Source organism: Pseudomonas sp. GW821-FHT09C09 (genome assembly GCF_059418105.1).
Map to the genome: position 1 here is coordinate 384,740 of NZ_JBWKPF010000005.1, position 19,729 is coordinate 404,468.

A 19,729-nucleotide genomic window follows, 5' to 3' on the forward strand; every position below is an offset into this window, starting at 1 on the left:
ATTGCCCCGCCGGGAAACGCTATCGGGCAGTCAGCGCAGATCGCCCGATCAAGGCGTGATCACTGGCGGTACAGCGTCGAATGTCATAGCGACAGTGCCGGTGTAATCACCCGGGTTGTATGTCGTGCCCTTGGCCGTGATTTTCAGCGGTGCGCGGTAGTTCACGTCGGACTCGGACTCACCCACGACCATTTGTGGAGTCTGGGTCAGGACCTTGTTATTGAAGGAAACTTCCAGCGGGATGGTGTCGCTTCCGTAGATCAATTGCGGAACACTTTCCAGGCTGGCGTGAACCGAACCGTTGTTGTTGCGCACATCGAAGAAACCATTGATGTCACGCATCTTGCCGGTGCTTGGCTGAAAGCTCATGTCCTGGTCCTTGTTGACCAGATCCGAATCGGTCGGCACCACGTAGAAACCGTTGGTCGGCACGTGAGCGATGAGGCTGATGGAGTGACGCGCTTCACCGGCGGCGAAGGTCACGGAAGAGCTCAGGGCCAGGGCGGCGAGGGAAGCAGTGATTGCGATTTTCTTGAACATCGGTCAGTACCTGTTTTCTTTTTTAAGGAATCGAAACGTTGAAGTTCATGTCACACCGGCCGATAAGACCTGAAACATGGAAGTTCAACGCCGGGGCATGATCGACTCTTGAATCGAGAATGTAAGCAGGCAACTTCCCACGAACGCGTAGTTCAACAACCTCGCAACTTGAAAGAAAAAACATCGAAAATCGAATATATGAAAAAGTGACTGTAAGGAACACCCTACCCACAGTTAAAAAGAAAAAACAATACAGCACTTCCGCCAATATACAACGGCACTTTCTTCTGCTTTTAGAATATAAGCTCGATTATCAATAGAGTGATAGCTTTAACTTTATGGTCATTGTTGTCTGGATGAACAAGTAACCCCTGTTCGTCCGGCAGCGTGCCCTGCTCAGCCACTGACCGCTCGTCAGCTCTCAGGCCAAAAGACCTTGCCTCGTCGCAAAGATATATCTTAAGTTGTATCTAAACACGACGAGAGAAGACTGAAATGAGAGACCATCATTCTCCCCACCGCGATCACGGCGACAGCCGGGACGGCTTCGAAAAACGTCACGGCCGCGAGCGCGGCGGACGCGGCCCGCGGGTATTCGCCCCTGGCGATCTGAAATTGCTCTTGCTGGCGCTGATCGCCGAGCAGCCATGCCACGGCTATGACCTGATCCGCCAGATCGAAACCATGTTCGACGGCGCCTACAGCCCAAGCCCCGGCGTAATCTACCCAACTCTGACTTTCCTTGAAGAAAGCGAAATGATCACTGGTGATGCCGAGGGCGGCAAAAAGCGCTACGCGATTACCGATGCCGGTCGCCAATCGCTGAGCGAACAGGCCGTGGCCCTCGACGGCGTGCGTATGCGTATCGACGTCAGCAAGCGCTCATTGCGCGGCCACGACCGGCCGCCGGAAATCCATGAAGCGGTGCACAACCTGCGCCACGCCTTGCAGATGCACCACGGGCGCTGGAGCCCGGAAGAAATCCTGCGCGTACGCGACCTGCTCAACGACACCGCCAAAGCCATCGTCGACGGCCCCGCCGTTCAACCTGCTCCGGAGAAAGCCGAATGACTGAAGTCCCGACCCAAGGCATCCACCGTGTGATGCATGAAATCAAACGTCGCCGACTGGAAGTGTTGCGGGTGGTCGACCTGACCCCGCGCATGCGCCGCATCACCCTCGGCGGACCGGAACTGGCCGGGTTCATCAGCCTGGGCACCGACGACCACGTCAAATTGCTGTTCCCGCAGAACGCCGAACAGGCCGCCGCGCTGGAAACCCTGGTGCTCGGTGCCGGCAAAAGCGACGTGCCGATGCCCGAAATGCGCGACTACACCCCGCGCCGCTACGACCTCGACAAGCTTGAGCTGGACATCGACTTCGTCCTGCACGGCGACGGCCCTGCCTCGACCTGGGCCGAACAGGCCAAACCCGGGCAGTTCCTGCACATCGGCGGCCCGCGCGGTTCGATGATCGTGCCGGACATCTTCGACAGCTACCTGCTGATCGGTGACGAAACCGCCCTGCCCGCCATCGCCCGCCGCCTCGAAGGCCTGGCGGCCAATCGCAAGGCGCTGGTGGTGATCGAAGTGGAAAACGGCAAGGAACAGCAAGCGCTGGAAAGCGCGGCGCAGGTCAACGTGATCTGGGTATTGCGCGGCGCGAACAAGGACAGCCTGCTGACCACCGTGAAGCAGTTGCAGGTGCCCAAGGGCAATCTGTATGCGTGGGTGGCGACGGAAACGAAAGTCTCGCGGCAGATCCGCCGGGTGCTGCTCGATGAGCACGGGCTGGACGAGCAGTTCGTCAAGGCCGTCGGTTACTGGCGTGCCGAAGGCTCCGAAGAAGAGTGATATCCCCTGTGGGAGCGAGCCTGCTCGCGAAAGCAATTCGTCAGTCACATTGATGTTGCCTGACACTCCGCATTCGCGAGCAGGCTCGCTCCCACAGAGGTCTTAACTTCGTGCGGATTGCCAGCGATCAATCCCGATCACCAGCAACGCAATCAGCACAAACCCCGCCAGAATCCCCCCGGCATTGACGAACACCTGTGGATAACCCAGCAGTGCCACGTCAATGAACGGATACGCGTAAGCCCCCAGCAGATGCCCGCGCAGCAGCGCATAGGCAAAGTACACCAGCGGATAGATCAGCCACAGCGGCAGATGTTTCAAACGCAAGGTGCCCTTCGGCACGCACACCCACCAATAGGCCAGAAACAGCAGCGGCATCACGTCGTGCAGCAATTCGTCGGCGATAAACTGCCAGCCCTGCGGATGCCACAAATGCCGCAGCAAAATGCTGTAGGCCAGACCGACCACGGCAATGCTCACGGCAATCCCGCTGCTGACACAGGGTTGCAGAAACCAGCGCCGTGCAGAGGATTCGCGATCCGTCACCGCGCAGGTCAGCACCACCGCCACCAGGGTGTTGGTGATCACGGTGAAGTAACTGAAGAAACTCACCAGCCCGCCCAGCAGACTGGCGCCGACACTCAGGCGTGCGAAGAAAATCAGGTACAGCTGAATCCCCAGCCCGGCCCAGCCCAGCACCGCAACTGAAGTGATGAGGCGTCGCCGCAGCACGGCGTTCATCTCAGAGCGGACGCTTGGTGCGCATCAGCTTCACGTACAGCCGCTCGACCTTTTCCCGCGCCCAGGGCGTCTTGCGCAAAAAGGTCAGGCTCGACTTGATGGTCGGATCGCTCTTGAAGCAACGGATGTCGATGCGCTCGGCCAGGCCCGACCATTCGTAATGGGTCACCAGTGCATTGAGGATCTGTTCGAGGGTCACGCCGTGCAGCGGATCGGGGTTGTGGTCGTTCATGCCGGGCCTTTGGGCGAAGTGAAAATGCAGAAGCCGCGCACCTTAGCCGAGGGGCTGTGCCGGTGGAAGGCCTTCCTTCAAATGTAGGTGAACCGTGCAAGATCGCAGGCTCCATCGACACCGGCAATGTGATCGATTGCCGCACTGTTACCGAATCCGAAAGGGTTCATGTCTGCAAAAGCACTTTGTGTTTTTGTAACAGGACATTATCCTGCCGCCCTTCTGCTGAATCGCTTCACTGCCTGCGTCAAATCGTAGCGGTCAGCCCGTCCCCTAAAAAAGATCAAGAAAGACCATTTCATGCCCGATTTTCCGTTCTCCCGAGACAGCGCTATCTCAACCCTGCGCCTGATCGGCGGCTGCACCGCCCTTGGCCTCGCCACCTGCACCCAGGCCGCTCCGGCCTTCGACAGTGAATCACCGTACATGCTCGGTGACTGGAACGGCACCCGCAGCGAACTCTCGGCGAAAGGCATCGACTTCAAGCTCGATTACACCGGCGAAATGGGCAGCAACCTGCACGGCGGCTACGACCACGACCGCACCGCGCGCTACAGCGATCAATGGGGCCTCGGCACTCATCTGGACCTGCAAAAACTGCTGGGCTGGAACGACGCCGAATTCCAGTTGACCGTGACCAAGCGCAGCGGCAACAACATCAGCAACGACCGCATCAACGACCCGCGCGTTGGCGGCTTCACTTCGGCCCAGGAAGTCTGGGGCCGTGGCCAGACCACCCGCCTGACGCAGATGTGGTACCAGCAGAAATTCTTCGATCAGAAGCTCGACATCAAGGTCGGCCGCTTCGGTGAAGGCGAAGACTTCAACAGCTTCCCGTGCGACTTCCAGAACCTGGCGTTCTGCGGCTCGCAGGTCGGCAACTGGGTCGGCGGCATCTGGTACAACTGGCCGGTCAGCCAATGGGCGCTGCGCGTCAAATATCACCTGACGCCGGAGCTGTACGCGCAAGTCGGCGCCTACGAGCAGAACCCGTCGAACCTCGATCGCGGCAACGGCTTCAAACTCAGCGGCAGCGGCACCCAGGGCGCGATCCTGCCAATCGAACTGGTGTGGACACCGAAGCTCAACGGCCTGCCGGGCGAATACCGCGCCGGTTACTACTACAGCAACGCCAAGGCCACCGACGCCTATAAAGACAGCAACGGCCAGCCGGCGGCCCTGAGCGGCGAGGCCTATCGCAGCGCTTCGAGCAAACACGGCGTGTGGCTCGGCGTGCAGCAACAGATCACCAGCGTTGCCAGCGACAACTCCCGTGGCCTGAGCGTGTTCGCCAACGGCACGATGCACGACAAGAAGACCAACGCCGTCGACAACTACGTGCAGGCCGGCGTGGTCTACAAAGGCCTGTTCGACGCCCGCGCCAAAGACGACATCGGTTTCGCCCTGGCCCGCGTCCACGTCAACCCGGCCTACCGCAAGAACGCCGAGGCGACCAACCAGGCCCGCGCCGTCTACGACTACGACGATCCGTCCTACCTGCCACCGCAGGACACCGAATACAGCGCCGAACTCTATTACGGCGTGCACGTCACCAACTGGCTGACCGTGCGCCCGAACCTGCAATACATCCGCCATCCGGGTGGTGTGAACGACGTCGATGACGCGCTGATTGGCGGGATCAAGATTCAGTCGTCGTTCTGACCTGATGCAGGCCGCCAGGCCTGCAGATGAAATTCGATAGCCAGACAAGTTTTTATCTGAACCATGCCCGCGCCCAATCGTCATCTACAGTGACTACAGCGCGGGACTACTTGAAACGTCACGGAGAACCACACTATGAGCACCGAAAGTGCTTCGAGTCGAGGCCGTCTGCTTCCGAGCCTGCTCGGCATTCTGCTTCTACTGATGGGCCTGGCCATGCTGGCCGGGGGAATCAAGCTGAGCACGCTCGGCGGCTCGCTGTACTACCTGCTGGCCGGTATCGGCATCACGCTGACCGGCATTCTGTTGCTGATGCGTCGTCGCGCAGCACTGGGCCTGTACGCCATCGTGCTGTTTGCCAGCACCGTCTGGGCGCTGTGGGAAGTCGGTCTGGACTGGTGGCAACTGGTGCCGCGTCTGGCGCTGTGGTTCGTCCTCGGTTTCGTGATGCTGCTGCCATGGTTCCGTCGTCCACTGCTGCTCAACGGTCCTGCACCGATGGGCACCGGCGGCCTGACCGTGGCCGTGGTGCTGGCCGGCCTCACCGCTCTGGCCAGCCTGTTCACTCACCCGGGCGAAACCTTCGGTGAGCTGGGTCGCGACACTGCCGACACCACCAGCACCGCGCCAGCCATGCCCGATGGCGACTGGCAGGCCTACGGCCGCACCGAGTTCGGTGACCGCTACTCGCCACTGAAGCAGATCACTCCGGCCAACGTCGGCAAGCTGCAGGAAGCCTGGCGCATCCAGACCGGCGACCTGCCGACCGCCGATGACCCGGTGGAGCTGACCAACGAAAACACCCCGCTGAAAGCCAACGGCATGCTCTACGCCTGCACCGCCCACAGCAAAGTGCTGGCGCTGGATCCGGACACCGGCAAGGAACTGTGGCGCTTCGACCCGCAGATCAAGAGTCCGGTCGGCTTCAAGGGCTTCGCCCACATGACCTGCCGTGGCGTGTCGTACTACGACGAAGCCGCGTACGCCAAGTCTGAAAACGCAGCCTCCGCCGTCATCTCCGAGGCCGGCAAAGCCGTCGCTCAGGCCTGCCCGCGTCGCCTGTACCTGCCAACCGCCGATGCCCGCCTGATCGCACTGAACGCCGACACCGGCAAGATCTGCGAAGGCTTCGGCAACAAAGGCGTGGTCGACCTGACTCAAGGCATCGGCCCGTTCACCGCCGGTGGTTACTACTCCACCTCGCCAGCCGCGATCACCCGTGATCTGGTGATCATGGGCGGTCACGTCACCGACAACGAATCGACCAACGAGCCATCGGGCGTGATCCGCGCCTTCGACGTGCGCGACGGTCACCTGGTATGGAACTGGGACAGCGACAAGCCGGACGCCACCGAGCCTTTGGCTCCGGGCCAGATCTACAGCCGCAACTCGGCCAACATGTGGTCGCTGGCCAGCGTCGATGAAAAACTCGGCATGGTTTACCTGCCACTGGGCAACCAGACTCCGGACCAGTGGGGCGCCGACCGCACCCCGGGCGCCGAGAAATTCAGCGCCGGTGTAGTCGCCCTGGACCTGGCCACCGGTAAAGTGCGCTGGAACTATCAGTTCACCCACCACGACCTGTGGGACATGGACGTCGGCAGCCAGCCAACCCTGCTGGATATGAAAACCGCCGACGGCATCAAGCCTGCGCTGATCGCCCCGACCAAGCAGGGCAGCCTGTACGTCCTCGACCGTCGTGACGGCACGCCGATCATCCCGATCCGTGAGATCCCGGTTCCGCAAGGCGCCGTGAAAGGCGACCACACCGCACCGACCCAGGCCCGTTCGGACCTGAACCTGCTGGCCCCGGAACTGACCGAAAAAGCCATGTGGGGCGCCAGCCCGTTCGACCAGATGCTGTGCCGCATCCAGTTCAAGGAACTGCGCTACGAAGGCCAGTACACGCCTCCGTCGGAACAGGGCAGCCTGATCTATCCGGGTAACGTCGGCGTGTTCAACTGGGGCGGTGTTTCTGTCGACCCGGTTCGCCAGATGCTGTTCACCAGCCCGAACTACATGGCCTTCGTCTCGAAGATGATCCCGCGTGCCGAAGTGGCCGCCGACAGCAAGCGCGAAAGCGAAACTGCCGGTATCCAGCCAAACACCGGTGCGCCATATGCCGTGACCATGCATCCGTTCATGTCGCCACTGGGCGTACCGTGCCAGGCCCCGGCCTGGGGCTACGTCGCCGGTATCGACCTGACCACCGGCAAAGTCGTGTGGAAACGCAAGAACGGCACCAGCCGTGACAGCTCGCCAATCCCGATCGGCTTCACCCTGGGCGTGCCAAGCATGGGCGGCTCGATCGTCACCGCTGGCGGCGTCGGCTTCCTCAGCGGCACCCTCGACCAGTACCTGCGCGCCTACGACGTGAACACTGGTAAAGAGCTGTGGAAATCCCGTCTGCCTGCGGGCGGCCAGGCAACCCCGATGACCTACACCGGCAAGGACGGCAAGCAATACGTCCTGCTCGTAGTGGGTGGTCACGGTTCGCTGGGCACCAAGATGGGTGACTATGTGATTGCGTACAAACTGCCGGAATAAGTTTTAGCGGCGCTAAAGAGAAAGGCGATGCCCTGTAAGGGGTGTCGCCTTTTTTGTGGGCGCCAATCGCCAATCGATATAAAAGACTGTCAACTTTGACAGGCGCTGCCCTGCCCGTTTGCTCCGATCATCAACCTCACGCAGCGGTTGAATCTCGGAGCCTTCCATGTCAGATACGCGCTTTGGCAACCACTGGATCGAAGCACTGACCAAAGGGCAGACACGCTTTCACCAGTTGCCCGCCGATCTTGATCACAACGAAGCCGCCCTGATTCGCCGTGAAGCCCTGCAACACATCAGTGGAGCTTCGCTGCGCAGCATTGGCGATTACACCCGCGAACCGCAGCCAGCCCATTGCGAGAACCGGATCGGCTCCATCCAGATTCCGCTGGGCGTCGCCGGCCCATTGCTGGTCAAAGGCCAGGCCATTACGGCCCAGGAACCCGTCTACGTTCCCATGGCCACCACCGAAGGCGCGCTGGTCGCCAGCACCTCCCGTGGCTGCCGGGCATTACACGCCGCCGGCGGCGCGGTGGTTCGGGTCGAAGAGGTGGGCATTACCCGTGCGCCGGTATTTCGCTCCAGTGGCATCCTGCAGACCGAGACCTTTCTGGCCTGGATCCGCGACAACTTCCAGCGAATCAGACAAGTCTGCGAACAGGGCAGCGTTCATCTGCATCTGCGAGACATCAAGTCTGCAGTGGTCGGAACCACGATCTATCTGCGCTTTCGTTTCCGTACCCACGACGCGATGGGCATGAACATGGCAAGCATTGCCTGCGACCGGGTCATCCGTGAATTGATCACCCCCGCAACCGGCGTCCCGTGCCTCAGCATTTCGGGCAACTACTGCACGGACAAGAAACCGGCGATGGTCAACTTCATCAACGGCCGCGGCCAGCGGATCCACGCCGAAGTCCGGCTGAGCCAAGACATACTGCGCGACATTCTCAAGACCGACGCCAAGGCACTTCGGGAGCTGCAGTACCGGAAGAACCTGCTGGGTTCGGCCATGGCCGGCACCATCGGCTGCAATGCCCATCATGCCAACATACTCGCTGCGTTCTTCATCGCCACCGGCCAGGACGTCGCTCAAGTGGCGGAAAGTGCCATCGGCATCACCTGCCTGGAAGCCTGTGAACACGACGCCATCTACGCCTCGATCACGATGCCGGACGTGCCGCTGGGCACCGTCGGCGGCGGTACGTCCCTTTGTACCCAACGCGAAGCCCTGGCCCTGATGGGGATCATCCCCGGCAGCAAAAAACCGGGCATCGATACCCGGCGGCTGGCGGAAATTCTCGGTGCCCTGGTACTCGCCGGAGAACTGTCGATCATGGCTGCTCAGGCCTCGCATCAACTGGTCTCGGCCCATCAACGGCTGGGGCGCTGACCCCGTGATCCATGCCAGAGCGCCCGGCAAAATCATCCTGATGGGTGAACATGCGGCGCTGCACGGATGCCCGGTGATCGCCTGCTCCGTGGGCCTTTACTGCAACGTGTGGGTCCAGCGGCGCCAGGATCGCGAGCTTCAGTTACAACTGCCTGACCTGCCTTTCCAGCGGACCTACTCACCGTACCAATTGACCGACTACGTCGGCCGCATGCGCCTGGCATCAGAGCACTATCGCGCCGCCCCCAGCGCAAAAAGCTTCGCGCCACTGGGTACCGGCGGTCCCGATCATCTGGTCAAGTGCGCCATCGGTGAAATCCTCCACCGACTGCCTCCGCCAAACTGGCGCGGCTTCACCTTGCGAGTGCAATCGCAGATTCCGCCCGGTGCCGGCTTCGGCAGCTCCGGCGCCCTGGCGATCACACTCACGGCTGCGCTGACACAATTGTTCGGGCTGACAGAAACCGACTGCCCGCTCGAACCGCTGGCGATGACGATAGAACGCTATCAGCACGGCGAGCCATCGGGCATCGATCACAACACCAGCCTTCTGGGCTCGGTCATCGAAGGCCGACGCAACGCGAAAGGCGAATTCACTCTGCACACGTTGCCCGCCATCGCCCCGAACCTGCTGCCAGATGCCTTGCGCCTGTTCAACACCGGCACCGCCAACGAGAGCACCGGCCAGGTCATTGCCGCCACCCGACATCGACTGACGGGCGCTGACAATCCCCTGCTGGCCAGCATGCGGCACAACACCGAGCGCTTCGGTTGGTTACTGCGTCAAACACGTCCGATGCCTGAAACACTTCGTGCGGTGATACGCGATTACCAGGCGGATCTGGAATCCCTGGGTGTCGTCCCCGCCACCGTTGCCCAAGTGATTCGCGCGGTAGAAAAAGCAGGCGGTGCAGCGAAGATATGCGGCGCCGGCGCATTGTCCGGAGATCAGGCCGGTGCGCTGCTGGTGATAGGGGCTGCGAATCTGCCGGAGCTGGCGTGCTATCGGCAGATCGACGCCCCTCTCGCGGTGGCAGGTCTCGAGATCACCCGGTCATGAACCGCACCAGCGTCTCCTCCCCCGCCAACATCGCGCTTATCAAGTACTGGGGCATGCGCGACGCACTGAACACACTGCCCAACAACGCCTCGCTTTCAATGACCCTGAGCCGCTGCGTCAGCCTCTGCACACTGGCCCCGCTAGCCAAGGGCACGACCGACGAAATCCTGTGGAAAACCGCGCGCGGTGCACTGGTGCCGGCCGATCCCACCCTGCGAGCCGGGATCGAACATCACCTGCAAGCCTTGCGCGAACATTTCGATCACTGGCAACCGCTGCGCATCGCCACCACCAACAGTTTTCCGACCGGCGCCGGAATCGCCTCGTCGGCAGCCGGTTTCAGCGCCCTCGCGGCGGCATTTGCCGTGTATCGCGGACACTCGCTGACGCATCCCGCCCTCAGCGATCTGGCGCGCCTGTCCGGCTCCGGCTCGGCGACACGCTCGGTAACCGGTGGTTTTGTGCAGTGGCCCGGCAATGCGCAGCTACTTTCGGGGCCGGCCCTGCAAATCGCCCCCGCACGCCACTGGCCGCTGCACGACCTGATCGCCGTGGTCGACGCCCGACACAAAACCATCAGCTCTCGCCAGGGTCACCTGCTCGCCGACAGCAGCGAATTTTATCCGACCCGCCTGACTCTGCTGCCGGAACGTCTGGAACAAGTGCGCCGCGCCATTCTCGAACGCGACTTCACCCGACTGGCCGACGCCGTGGAACGCGAAGCCATCGAACTGCACCTGATCGCCATGACTTCACAGCCACCGATCTTCTATTGGCAACCGGCAACACTGGCCGTGCTGGAACAGGTCCGCCAGTTGCGTCGCGAAGGCCTGGACGTCTGCGCCACCCTCGACGCCGGCCCCAACGTGCACGTGCTGTGCACGCCGCAACATTCCCCCAGAGTGTTTGCCGCGCTGCGCAAACTGCCTGACATCCAGCGCTGGATACTCGACAGAGCGGGCGACGGGCCCCGGCGGCTGGAACAGCATCTGTTTTGAATCTTGCGTCCTACAGACGAGGTGTTTTTCGGGGACGATTCCGACAAGTCGCGTCGGTTGTCCCTAGGAAACGGGGTGGATAGGCTTTGGGGGTCGCTGCAAATTCAGCGATGGGGCGTCGCGGCCCGACTTCTGAGGCATAATTGCCGCCGCTAAATAGCAGCACCTCAAGTGCTTGTTTATGGTGGCTGTGCGCGGGATACCTTCGGGTATGCCGAATGCCTCAGGTCGGTCCGCGAACCCGCGTACAGCTGCCACCCCTCTTTTTGCGTCGCGGCAATTAGAGGATTGGACCCATTCCTGAGGAGTAAAAAATGAAAAAACCAACACCGAATCCCCCCGAATCAAACGACGCGTCGCCCTACGAATCGCCAGATTCCAAAAAACTCCACGAAGCCGCCGAGCGCGCGCTCGACCACTACCTGAAACCCAACGCCACCACCCTGCGCTTCCACAAACCCAGCACCATGTTCCAGGTCGCACCCGATCAGGACAGCGAAAGCCTGCTGGTCCACGCCTGCGAATCATTGGCACAGGCCAACCTCATGACCAGCGACATCGCCGCACACATCGACCTCCCGCAGCGGCGGACGATTCTGGCCATTCAGCAAATCATCATGCTGGCCGAGCTGGCGGTGAATCGGGTGCTGGATAACGTCGAAGTGCAGCGTTACCCAACACACAGCTGAGCCGCCCTGACGAAACCGACCTGCCAGCGAACGGCTGCATTCGCTGGCAGATCGATTGGGACGCAGAGCGTCCCGGGCTGCATTCCCACGCAGAGCGTGGGAGCGATCAAGTTACAGCCATGCGCGGGAGGGCCTACGCCCTGCCAGGTTCCATTCCCCGGTCGACCAACCCGCGCATGGCGCCCTAAACAAACCGGATGAGCGTTAGCTCGACAACGCTTTTGATCTTGATCCACCCGCCCCTTCGGAAGGCTGAGTGGAGGTGTTCATCCGGGGATTGGCGCGCAGCGCCGTTTGGCGAAGCCGAACTCATCGACGAAGTCGATGCCCCCGGAGGGACACCGGAACGAAGGGACCCGAGCTTGCGAGGGCCGAACGCCGGGGCGAGACCTTTTGGTTCCTTTTGGGGCGTTTGCCAAAAGGGACTCGCTGTAAAAGCGAAACCGCCAGCGGGCGCACCCGCAGAAACGGATATTCACCCACCTTCCGGGGAGCTTGGTCGGCCCAGAGGCCGCCAAGCCCAAAACCCTGTCAAAACCCTGAACACACAACCAGAAACATCCAGACCCATTGAAACCACCAAAACCCTGCCCCATCTAAGACCCATACCCCATTGCGCAGGTGCCCCATGAGCGACCAGCAAGAATTCCCCGAGAACCCCGACGACATCACCGAAACCGACGCCGAACACATCGAGCACCACGTCCCCGGCAAAGGCCTCGCCCTGCCCGGCCAGAACCTGCCGGACAAGGTCTACATCATCCCGATCCACAACCGCCCGTTCTTCCCGGCACAAGTGCTGCCGGTCATCGTCAACGAAGAACCCTGGGCCGAAACCCTCGAACTGGTCAGCAAATCCGAACACCACTCCCTGGCCCTGTTCTTCATGGACACGCCCCAGGAAGACCCGCGCCACTTCGACACCAAGGCACTGCCGCAATATGGCACCCTGGTCAAGGTGCACCACGCCAGCCGCGAAAACGGCAAGCTGCAATTCGTCGCCCAGGGCCTGAGCCGTGTGCGCATCAAGACCTGGCTCAAGCACCACCGCCCGCCGTATCTGGTTGAAGTCGAATACCCGCACCAGCCCACCGAGCCGACCGACGAGGTCAAGGCCTACGGCATGGCGCTGATCAACGCGATCAAGGAACTGCTGCCGCTCAACCCGCTGTACAGCGAAGAGCTGAAGAACTACCTCAACCGCTTCAGCCCCAACGATCCATCGCCGCTGACCGACTTCGCCGCCGCCCTGACCTCCGCCACCGGCCCCGAGCTGCAGGAAGTGCTCGACTGCGTGCCGATGCTCAAGCGCATGGAAAAAGTCCTGCCGATGCTGCGCAAGGAAGTCGAAGTCGCGCGCCTGCAAAAAGAAATCTCCGCCGAAGTGAACCGCAAGATCGGCGAGCATCAGCGCGAGTTCTTCCTTAAGGAACAGCTCAAGGTCATCCAGCAGGAACTCGGCCTGACCAAGGACGACCGCAGCGCCGACCTCGAACAGTTCGAGCAGCGTCTGGAGGGCAAAGTCCTGCCGACTCAGGTGCAGAAGCGCCTCGAAGAAGAAATGAACAAACTGTCGATCCTCGAAACCGGATCGCCGGAATACGCGGTCACCCGCAACTACCTCGACTGGGCGACCTCGGTGCCGTGGGGCGTGTACGGCGAGGACAAACTCGATCTCAAGCACGCGCGCAAGGTGCTGGACAAACATCACGCCGGCCTCGACGACATCAAGGACCGCATCCTCGAATTCCTCGCAGTCGGTGCCTATAAAGGCGAGATCAGCGGCTCCATCGTGCTGCTGGTCGGCCCGCCGGGCGTGGGTAAAACCAGCGTCGGCAAATCCATCGCCGAATCCCTCGGCCGGCCGTTCTACCGCTTCAGCCTCGGCGGCATGCGCGACGAAGCCGAGATCAAGGGCCACCGCCGCACCTACATCGGCGCGCAACCGGGCAAACTCGTGCAGGCGTTGAAAGACGTCGAAGTGATGAACCCGGTGATCATGCTCGACGAGATCGACAAGATGGGCCAGAGCTACCAGGGCGATCCGGCCTCGGCGCTGCTGGAAACCCTCGACCCGGAACAGAACGTCGAATTCCTCGACCACTATCTGGACCTGCGGATGGACCTGTCGAAAGTCCTGTTCGTCTGCACCGCCAACACCCTGGATTCGATCCCCGGCCCGTTGCTGGACCGGATGGAAGTGATTCGCCTGTCGGGCTACATCACTGAAGAAAAGGTCGCCATCGCCAAGCGTCACCTGTGGCCGAAACTGCTGGAAAAGGCCGGCGTGTCCAAGGGCAGCCTGAGCATCAGCGACAGCGCCCTGAAAGCCCTGATCGACGGCTACGCCCGTGAAGCCGGCGTGCGCCAGCTGGAAAAACAGATGGGCAAACTGGTGCGCAAAGCGGTGATGAAACTCATCGATGATCCGAAAGCGGTGATCAAGCTCGGGCCGAAAGATCTGGAAGCGTCCTTAGGTCATCCGGTGTTCCGCAACGAACAAGTGCTGTCCGGCACCGGCGTGATCACCGGTCTGGCGTGGACCAGCATGGGCGGCGCGACCTTGCCGATCGAAGCCACGCGGATTCATACCCTGAATCGCGGTTTCAAACTCACCGGGCAACTGGGCGATGTGATGAAGGAGTCGGCGGAGATCGCCTACAGCTACGTCAGCTCGCATCTGAAGTCATTCGGTGGCGATCCGAAATTCTTCGACGAGGCTTTCGTCCACCTGCATGTGCCGGAAGGCGCAACGCCGAAGGACGGCCCGAGCGCCGGCGTGACCATGGCCAGCGCCCTGCTCTCCCTCGCCCGCAATCAGCCGCCGAAAAAAGGCGTGGCGATGACCGGTGAGCTGACGCTGACCGGGCATGTACTGCCGATTGGCGGGGTGCGCGAGAAGGTGATTGCGGCGCGGCGGCAGAAGATTTTCGAGTTGATTTTGCCGGAGCCGAATCGCGGCAACTTTGAGGAACTGCCGGATTACCTGAAGGAAGGGATCACCGTGCACTTTGCCAAGAAGTTTTCGGATGTGGCGAAGGTGCTTTTCTGATTACGACTTGAGTTAAAGATCATTCCCACGCAGAGCGTGGGAATGATCACACCTTCCCCCGACTGTCACACTTTGTCTCATCTTCAGTTATGCTCGCCGTTCGTCGCCAACGCCGGAGCTGCTGAGCCTATGTCCCCCACTCGCCTGTTTGTCCCCCTGTCCCTCGCCCTGCTGGCCGCCTGCGCCACGCAACCGAAAACCAACGTGACCGTGGAAAAACAGAGCGAATGCCCGGTGCGGCTGACCAACGGCCAGAACCTGACCGTCATACTGCCAAGCAACCCCACCACCGGTTACCGCTGGGCCATTCAAGACTCGGCCGGCGGCGTGTTGCATGCGCTGAGCCCCGAGGTCTACAGCAGCCCGAAAGATTCCGGCATGGTCGGCGCGGGCGGTTTCTCCACCTGGCGTTTCCAGGCCTTTGCCACCGGCACCGGGCGTCTGCGCCTGACGTCGCAACAACCCTGGGAGCCTGAAGTCGAGCCGGTGGAAACCTTTGACTGCGCGATCTCGGTGAACTGACCGTGGGCTGGCTGATCCTCGCACTGATGGGCGCAGTGACATTTCTCTATGGCGTCAGCACCCATGCGGCGTTGCTGTGTCTGCTGGTCAAACCATTGCCGGTGCTGGCGCTGCTGGGCTGGCTGCACGATGCGCCGCCGAGTGACTATCGCCGCTGGATCAGCCTGGGCCTGATTTTCTCTTTGCTGGGCGATGTGCTGCTGGCGTGGCCGGGGGATCTGTTCGTGTTTGGCCTGGGTGCGTTTCTGGTGGCGCATCTGGCGTATCTCAAGGCTTACCTGAGCGATTGCCGTCGTCTGGCTTTGTTGCCGCTGGTGCTTGCCCTTGGCGTTGGCGCTGTGCTGTTGGGCATATTGATCAGCAGCGGACTCGGACCGTTGACCGTGCCGGTGATCGTCTACGGCACCGCCATCAGCGCCATGCTCTGGCGTGCCCTCGCCCGCCTCGGCAGCGGCGTACCGCAACGCTCGGCACTGCTGGCAGCGGGCGGCGCAGTGGCGTTCGTGTTCTCCGACAGCGTGATCGGCATCGATCGGTTTGTCGCACCGTTCCACGCCGCGCCGTACGTCATCATCATTAGCTACTGGCTTGGGCAGTGGGGCATCGCCGCCTCGGCATTTTCCCAGAGCAAACGCCCGGTCCTTTGATCGGGCGGTTTATCAGACAACCCGCGCATCTGCGCGCCAGTTTGGCTAAAATGCCGGCCTTTTCATCGACACCGCCGGAACCGCCGTGAGCAAAGAACCCGATCGCATTTTCGCCCAGCCGATGGCCCAGGTGCCTGACTTCGCCTTCAACGAGGACGTGGTGCGGGTGTTTCCGGACATGATCAAGCGTTCGGTGCCGGGTTACCCGACCATCGTCGAGAACCTCGGCGTACTTGCGGCGCAATTCGCCCAGCCGAACAGCGTGCTCTACGATCTCGGTGCCTCGCTGGGTGCCGTGACCCAGGCCCTGCGCCGCCACGTGCGCACCGACGGTTGCCGGGTGATCGCGGTGGATAACTCGGCGGCGATGGTCGAGCGCTGCCGCGAGTACCTCAACGGTCAGGACTCGATGTTCCAGGAGTTGCTGCCGGTCGAAGTGATCGAAGGCGACATCCTCGCCCTCGATTTCAAACCGGCCTCGGTGGTGGCGCTGAACTTCACCCTGCAATTCATCGCCCCCGAGCAGCGCACGGCGTTGCTGTCGCGCATTCGCCAATCGTTGCTGCCCGGCGGCGCGTTGATTCTGTCGGAGAAGCTGCGCTTCAATGACGCCGAGGAACACGCGCTGCTGACCGACCTGCACGTCGCGTTCAAACGCGCCAACGGCTACAGCGAACTGGAAATCGCCCAGAAGCGCAGCGCCATCGAAAACGTCATGAAGCCCGACAGCCTCGAAGAACACCGCGAACGCCTGCTGGCCGCCGGGTTCTCGAAAGTCGTGCCGTGGTTCCAGTGTCTTAACTTTGCCTCGTTGATTGCCTTGCCATGATTGATCTGTCCCCCCTCGCCCGCCGTCTGGCTGGCACGCCGCTGGCCGACTGGGCCAACACCCTGCAAGCGCAACTCGACAAGAAAATGGAGAAAGGCCACGGCGATCTGGAGCGCTGGCAAAGTGCGCTGGACGCCTTGCCGAAGATCCAGCCGACCGAAGTCGACCTGCTCGATGGCCTGAAACTGGACACCGATTGCGACGACGAAACCCGCGCACAGATGCGTACCGCGCTGATGGGATTGTCGCCGTGGCGCAAGGGGCCGTTCGATCTGTTTGGCGTACATGTCGACACCGAGTGGCGTTCGGACTGGAAGTGGTCTCGGGTCGCTCCGCACCTGGACCTGAAGGGCAAGCGTATCCTCGATGTCGGTTGCGGCAACGGCTATTACATGTGGCGCATGCTCGGTGCCGGTGCCGACAGCGTGATCGGCGTCGATCCGAACTGGCTGTTCTTCTGCCAGTTCCAGGCAGTGCAGCGTTATCTGTCAGAGCCGAATGCCTGGCACCTGCCGTTCCCGTTCGAAGACTTGCCGCCGAATCTGGAAGGCTTCGACACGGTTTTTTCCATGGGCGTGTTCTATCACCGCCGTTCGCCGATCGAACATTTGCTGGCGTTGAAGGATTGCCTGGTGAAGGGTGGCGAACTGGTGCTGGAGACGCTGGTGGTCGAGGGCGACAAGCATCAGGTACTGGTGCCGGAAGACCGTTATGCGCAGATGCGTAATGTGTGGTTTTTGCCGTCGGTGCCGGCGCTGGAATTGTGGTTGCGACGTGCGGGATTCACCGACATTCGTTGCGTGGATGTCAGCATGACAACCGTCGATGAGCAGCGCGGGACCGAGTGGATGAAGTATCAGTCGCTGAGTGATTTCCTCGATCCGGAAGATCACAGCAAGACGATCGAAGGGCTGCCGGCGCCGATGCGGGCCGTAATTGTCGCGAAGAAATAATTCCTCCGAACACCCAAAAAACTGTGGGAGCGAGCCTGCTCGCGATTGGATCTGACAGACACCGAAGTATTGAATGTCAGACCGCGATCGCGAGCAGGCTCGCTCCCACATTGGTTTTGTATTCAGTCTGAGGGTTTTGCCCGCCGCGCCCTGAAAAACTCGGTCAACACTGCTCCGCACTCCTCCGCCAGCATCCCGCCTTCATACAGCACTCGATGGTTGAGAAAGCCCTGGGTGAAGAACTGCCCCTGACTCTGCACAATTCCGGCCTTGGGCTCCAGCGCGCCGTACACCACGCGAGCAACCCGCGAATGCACGATCAGCCCGGCGCACATGCTGCACGGTTCAAGCGTCACATAGAGCGTGCTGCCCGGCAGACGATAGTTATCCACCGCTTGCGCGGCGGCGCGGATCGCGACCATTTCTGCGTGTGCGCTGGGGTCGCTGGTGCTGATCGGGCAATTGAATCCACGGCCAATGATCTCGCCGTTCTGCACCAGCACCGCGCCCACCGGCACTTCGCCGAGCGCTGCACCTTGAGCCGCCAGCTCCAGCGCCTCGCGCATGAAGTCGCGGTCACGGCTGCGGTCGATGATCGCCGCGGGGCGAATCTGGCGCATCACTTCACCTCGATAGCGGCCATCAGGCCGGTTTCCATGTGATCGATCACGTGGCAGTGGAACATCCAGACACCCGGGTTATCCGCCACCAGCGCCACTTGCGCGCGCTCGTTCTTGCCCAGCAGATAAGTGTCGGTGAAATACGGCACGATCTTGTGCCGGTTCGACGCAATCACCTTGAAGCTCATGCCGTGCAAGTGGATCGGGTGCTGGTACTGGGTCATGTTCTTCAGTTCGAAGATATAACTCTGGCCCAGTTTCAGGCTGGCAATCGGCCGGTCGGCGCAGGTCTTGTCGGTGATGTCCCAGGCCTTGCCGTTGATCTGCCACAGGCTCGGCGGCTTGCCGTTGTCGACATTCACCGACACCGAACCGACCCATTCGAAATTGAAGTTGAGTTTCTCGGCATTGGCCAGATCCGGTTCGGCCACCGGGTTGGCGGGCAGTGCCTTCGGCCACTCGGTCGGCGCGTCACTATTGGCCACCGAACGCAGGGTGCCCAGGCGTACCGGGCCATTGCGCAGCGACAGTTCCTCACCGGCCGGCGGTGCCTTGATCGCCAGACAAATGCGCATGCCCGGGCCAAGCCAGTATTCCTTGCCCAGCGGCCGCGGCTCGACCGGGTTGCCGTCCAGCGCATAGATCTGCGCTTCGACGCCAGGAATATTGATGCGATAGGTCAGGGTGTTGTCGAGGTTGAGCAGGCGCACCCGGGTGATCTGCCCGGCCGGCAACTCGATCACCGGCGCAGGCACACCGTTGATGGTCGACAGCCGCCCCGCCGTGCCGCCACGGGCCGCTTCGCGCGGAATGCTGAACTCGACGAAGTTGCCCTCGTCATCGACGTGCCAGCTCTTCAGGCTCAAGGTCTTTTCGTACTTGAACCCGGTCGGCTCGCGCTCCTCGACGATCAACGGCCCGACCAGCCCGCGACCGAGTTCTTCGCTGCTGCTCACGTGCGGGTGATACCAGTAGCTGCCGGCGTCCGGCACGCGGAATTTGTAATCGAAGTATTCACCCGGCAGCACCGGCAATTGCGAAACGTAAGGCACGCCGTCCATTTCCAGCGGCAGGCGGATGCCATGCCAGTGGATGGTGGTCGCCACCGGCAAGTGGTTGATGAACCGTACCCGCAGCCACTCACCCTGACGCACGCGCAACTCGGTGCCCGGTGCCGACGGACCGAACGCCCAGGCTTCGGTCTTGTGCCCCGGCACCAGCTCGACGTCCAGCGGTGCAGCGATCAACTCGTAGTCGTGGCCCGCATTGGCATCGGCCACCTTGCCCAGCCAGTAACGCGTCGCACCACCGGCTCCCGCGCCCACCACTGCAAGACCGGCCAGGCCACCGAGAATTTGTCGACGGGTAAAGGACATGGACACAACTACCTC

Annotated in this window: 18 protein-coding genes; 13 read left to right on the plus strand and 5 right to left on the minus strand. The window is 61.6% G+C overall.

Annotated features, from left to right (window positions below):
• Positions 1-48 precede the first annotated feature (48 nt).
• The gene (locus tag AC07NR_RS18270) at positions 49-540 is read right to left on the minus strand and encodes a CS1 type fimbrial major subunit (protein WP_495079097.1); all 492 of its coding nucleotides are present in this window, start codon (positions 538-540) and stop codon (positions 49-51) included.
• Between the two features lie 495 nt (positions 541-1,035).
• Here AC07NR_RS18270 and AC07NR_RS18275 point away from each other — a divergent pair, with 495 nt between their 5' ends.
• Both AC07NR_RS18275 and AC07NR_RS18280 read left to right on the plus strand, forming a co-directional pair.
• Positions 1,036-1,611 (plus strand): PadR family transcriptional regulator, encoded by a 576-nt coding sequence (locus AC07NR_RS18275; RefSeq protein ID WP_114885315.1) that lies wholly within the window; start codon positions 1,036-1,038, stop codon positions 1,609-1,611.
• Positions 1,608-2,393: a siderophore-interacting protein gene (locus AC07NR_RS18280; RefSeq protein ID WP_305833535.1), complete on the plus strand. Its 786-nt coding sequence runs from the start codon at positions 1,608-1,610 to the stop codon at positions 2,391-2,393. Before AC07NR_RS18275 ends, AC07NR_RS18280 begins: the two co-directional genes overlap by 4 nt.
• 102 nt (positions 2,394-2,495) lie before the next feature.
• Here AC07NR_RS18280 and AC07NR_RS18285 read toward each other — a convergent pair whose 3' ends face one another.
• Positions 2,496-3,134, minus strand: coding sequence for a Pr6Pr family membrane protein (locus tag AC07NR_RS18285; protein WP_495079098.1), 639 nt, complete (start codon positions 3,132-3,134; stop codon positions 2,496-2,498).
• Position 3,135: 1 nt separating this feature from the next.
• Positions 3,136-3,366, minus strand: coding sequence for a VF530 family protein (locus AC07NR_RS18290; RefSeq protein WP_007956650.1), 231 nt, complete (start codon positions 3,364-3,366; stop codon positions 3,136-3,138).
• 300 nt (positions 3,367-3,666) lie between these two features.
• On the opposite strand from AC07NR_RS18290, the gene AC07NR_RS18295 reads away from it, so the two are divergent.
• From AC07NR_RS18295 to cmoB, 11 genes are all read left to right on the plus strand, one after another.
• Positions 3,667-5,028, plus strand: coding sequence for a carbohydrate porin (locus tag AC07NR_RS18295; protein ID WP_305833537.1), 1,362 nt, complete (start codon positions 3,667-3,669; stop codon positions 5,026-5,028).
• Positions 5,029-5,163: 135 nt separating this feature from the next.
• A complete protein-coding gene (locus AC07NR_RS18300; RefSeq protein ID WP_495079099.1) occupies positions 5,164-7,575 on the plus strand; it encodes a glucose/quinate/shikimate family membrane-bound PQQ-dependent dehydrogenase in 2,412 nt (803 codons plus the stop codon).
• 166 nt (positions 7,576-7,741) lie between these two features.
• Complete coding sequence (locus AC07NR_RS18305) at positions 7,742-8,968, plus strand: hydroxymethylglutaryl-CoA reductase (RefSeq protein WP_495079100.1); 1,227 nt, start codon at positions 7,742-7,744, stop codon at positions 8,966-8,968.
• A 4-nt stretch (positions 8,969-8,972) separates the two neighbouring features.
• On the plus strand, positions 8,973-10,028 hold the full coding sequence (locus tag AC07NR_RS18310) for a mevalonate kinase family protein (RefSeq protein ID WP_305833540.1): 1,056 nt from the start codon (positions 8,973-8,975) through the stop codon (positions 10,026-10,028).
• Entirely contained in the window at positions 10,025-11,026 is a 1,002-nt protein-coding gene (gene mvaD / locus AC07NR_RS18315) for a diphosphomevalonate decarboxylase (protein WP_495079101.1), read from the plus strand. The genes AC07NR_RS18310 and mvaD overlap by 4 nt, the downstream gene beginning before the upstream one ends.
• A gap of 314 nt (positions 11,027-11,340) precedes the next feature.
• Complete coding sequence (locus tag AC07NR_RS18320; protein WP_065258705.1) at positions 11,341-11,715, plus strand: DUF6124 family protein; 375 nt, start codon at positions 11,341-11,343, stop codon at positions 11,713-11,715.
• Between the two features lie 628 nt (positions 11,716-12,343).
• The gene (gene lon / locus AC07NR_RS18325; protein WP_114885325.1) at positions 12,344-14,767 is read left to right on the plus strand and encodes an endopeptidase La; all 2,424 of its coding nucleotides are present in this window, start codon (positions 12,344-12,346) and stop codon (positions 14,765-14,767) included.
• 129 nt (positions 14,768-14,896) lie between these two features.
• Positions 14,897-15,289 (plus strand): protease inhibitor I42 family protein, encoded by a 393-nt coding sequence (locus AC07NR_RS18330; RefSeq protein ID WP_085709420.1) that lies wholly within the window; start codon positions 14,897-14,899, stop codon positions 15,287-15,289.
• A gap of 2 nt (positions 15,290-15,291) precedes the next feature.
• On the plus strand, positions 15,292-15,936 hold the full coding sequence (locus tag AC07NR_RS18335; protein WP_248739298.1) for a lysoplasmalogenase: 645 nt from the start codon (positions 15,292-15,294) through the stop codon (positions 15,934-15,936).
• 121 nt (positions 15,937-16,057) lie between these two features.
• Positions 16,058-16,765: a carboxy-S-adenosyl-L-methionine synthase CmoA gene (cmoA, locus tag AC07NR_RS18340; RefSeq protein WP_219737186.1), complete on the plus strand. Its 708-nt coding sequence runs from the start codon at positions 16,058-16,060 to the stop codon at positions 16,763-16,765.
• The gene (gene cmoB, locus AC07NR_RS18345) at positions 16,762-17,718 is read left to right on the plus strand and encodes a tRNA 5-methoxyuridine(34)/uridine 5-oxyacetic acid(34) synthase CmoB (RefSeq protein ID WP_248739299.1); all 957 of its coding nucleotides are present in this window, start codon (positions 16,762-16,764) and stop codon (positions 17,716-17,718) included. Before cmoA ends, cmoB begins: the two co-directional genes overlap by 4 nt.
• Before the next feature lie 122 nt (positions 17,719-17,840).
• Here cmoB and tadA read toward each other — a convergent pair whose 3' ends face one another.
• Positions 17,841-18,338 (minus strand): tRNA adenosine(34) deaminase TadA, encoded by a 498-nt coding sequence (tadA, locus tag AC07NR_RS18350; RefSeq protein WP_495079102.1) that lies wholly within the window; start codon positions 18,336-18,338, stop codon positions 17,841-17,843.
• Positions 18,338-19,714, minus strand: a complete 1,377-nt coding sequence (locus tag AC07NR_RS18355) for a multicopper oxidase family protein (RefSeq protein WP_305833546.1) — start codon at positions 19,712-19,714, stop codon at positions 18,338-18,340. Before AC07NR_RS18355 ends, tadA begins: the two co-directional genes overlap by 1 nt.
• Positions 19,715-19,729 lie beyond the last annotated feature (15 nt).